This window comes from Mesorhizobium sp. B2-3-6, assembly GCF_006442305.1.
GTDB lineage: Bacteria > Pseudomonadota > Alphaproteobacteria > Rhizobiales > Rhizobiaceae > Mesorhizobium.
Genome location: NZ_VFVW01000024.1, coordinates 1 through 1,643, shown reverse-complemented (window position 1 = coordinate 1,643; position 1,643 = coordinate 1). Strand labels below are relative to the sequence as shown.

General features: G+C 58.1%; 3 protein-coding genes. 1 reads left to right on the top strand and 2 read right to left on the bottom strand.

All coding sequences use genetic code 11. The features are described 5' to 3' along the window. Positions 1 to 351: 351 nt before the first annotated feature. On the bottom strand, positions 352 to 663 hold the full coding sequence (locus FJ953_RS30300) for a type II toxin-antitoxin system RelE/ParE family toxin (RefSeq protein ID WP_140501646.1): 312 nt from the start codon (positions 661 to 663) through the stop codon (positions 352 to 354). A gap of 3 nt (positions 664 to 666) precedes the next feature. Continuing rightward, complete coding sequence (locus tag FJ953_RS30295) at positions 667 to 933, bottom strand: type II toxin-antitoxin system ParD family antitoxin (RefSeq protein WP_140501644.1); 267 nt, start codon at positions 931 to 933, stop codon at positions 667 to 669. A 379-nt stretch (positions 934 to 1,312) separates the two neighbouring features. On the opposite strand from FJ953_RS30295, the gene FJ953_RS30290 reads away from it, so the two are divergent. Next, positions 1,313 to 1,591: a hypothetical protein gene (locus FJ953_RS30290; RefSeq protein ID WP_140625668.1), complete on the top strand. Its 279-nt coding sequence runs from the start codon at positions 1,313 to 1,315 to the stop codon at positions 1,589 to 1,591. Positions 1,592 to 1,643 lie beyond the last annotated feature (52 nt).

Here is a 1,643-nt window from a genome sequence, read left to right as displayed (position 1 = left end):
CGTGACCCGCTTCGCTTGTGGCTCCGGGGCCGTCCGAGTGTCGCTCACGCGGCTCTCTTGAATTTCGCTGAGGGCAGCCTTAGAAGCAAACTTCTTCGTCGCCAGCGGCGCACCGCCCTCGTTCGTGAGGCGTATATAGTCGCCACCCCGACAAACTGTCAACACCGATCTCAGATGTTTTTTCGATTTCTGGTGGAGATATCCGCAGGGTCGAAATTCGTGAGTTGGCTAGGCTGAGTTTCCACATCGCTTTTTGCGCTTGGTCGCGCCTGGGATGCTCGCTTCGGACCGTATGCCTCGCTTTGAAAATCGCTGTCCGCCCGACGGCCGCGGATCTTGCCAGAGCGGCTTTCAGCGGCGATCCTCCAGCAATTCCGGTGTGATGTTCCGGCCTGCGTAGAAGATGCCCAGGATCAGCACCTGCTCGCCCTCGACCGCAAAGGCAATGCTGACCGCCCGTCGGTAGCCGATGATCCGCAGTCCGGGCATGATCTCGCGCCGCTCGGTGCCACGCTGTGGAAAAGTCGATAGACCGAGACAATGGTCTTGAATACCCGCGACAAAATTCCACGCGATCGCCGGCGATGCCCGCTCGGCTATGTCGTCATAGAGCCGTTCGAGTTCGGCTTGTGCGGCGGGATGAAAGACGATCCGATAGACCATCCCCTACTTGGCTTTCGCCTGTTTCGCGCGATGGCGCGCCTCCAGCCGAGAAAAAACCACATCGGCCGGAATTCCTTTAGCTGGATCCTGCTGGAGCTCGGCCAAGCGGCCCGGAATTTCCTCGCGCAGCCATCTTTCCCGCTCCGCCTCGAAATCCTCGAGCATGCGCAGGCCGGCGCGAACAACCTCGCTGGCATTGTTGTAGCGACCTGATTCGAGCTGTTTCCTGATGAAGCGCTCATAGTGGTCGTTCAGAGCGTAGTTGGGCATGACAACCTCCCGGAAAGAGACATGGGATCACGGCACGGATTTAGCAATAGATGTCAGATATTAGCAATTTCGACCGAGGTCGACCAACCTGCATTTTGGTCCGATTGTCTCGCAGACAGGTTCGGATCGCTTGATTCGGCATAACCGAGATATCGCCTCAGTCGGGCCGTCGGGATCGGGGATCGCGCCTGCAGCCGATAGGTGGGATCTGCTCCTCGCGATCCCTCCGGGACAGCTGGCGCTGAAGCCGCCTGAGATGGAATCCTGCCGGCTGAATCCATTTTGCATTTTCGTGGCTGGCCTCGGCTCTGGGAAGCCCAATGTTCCGCCGCGCGAGCTGAGAGCTCGTCTTGGCCCCGAGGCATGGAACGACCGAGGCTTGGCCCTGAACGCTTTGCTTTGCTTTGCTTTGCTTTGCTTTGCTTTGCTTTGCTTTGCTTTGCTTTGCTTTGCTTTGCTTGGCTTTGCTTTGCTTGGCTTGGCTTGGCTTGGCTTGGCTTGGCTTTGGCTTGGCTTGGCTTTGGCGGGCGGATTGTGTTTGGTTTTGCGGGATTTGTTTTTGACCTTGGGTGTCGGCTTTGGGTATTTGCGGGCCCGTGATGAGGGTTCTCAAATCAGCGGGGGGCCATCAGCCGGATACAAGAACAGCCCGGGGTGAGCCGGGCTGTTTTGATTTGGTTGCGGGGACAGGATTTGAACCTGTGACCTTC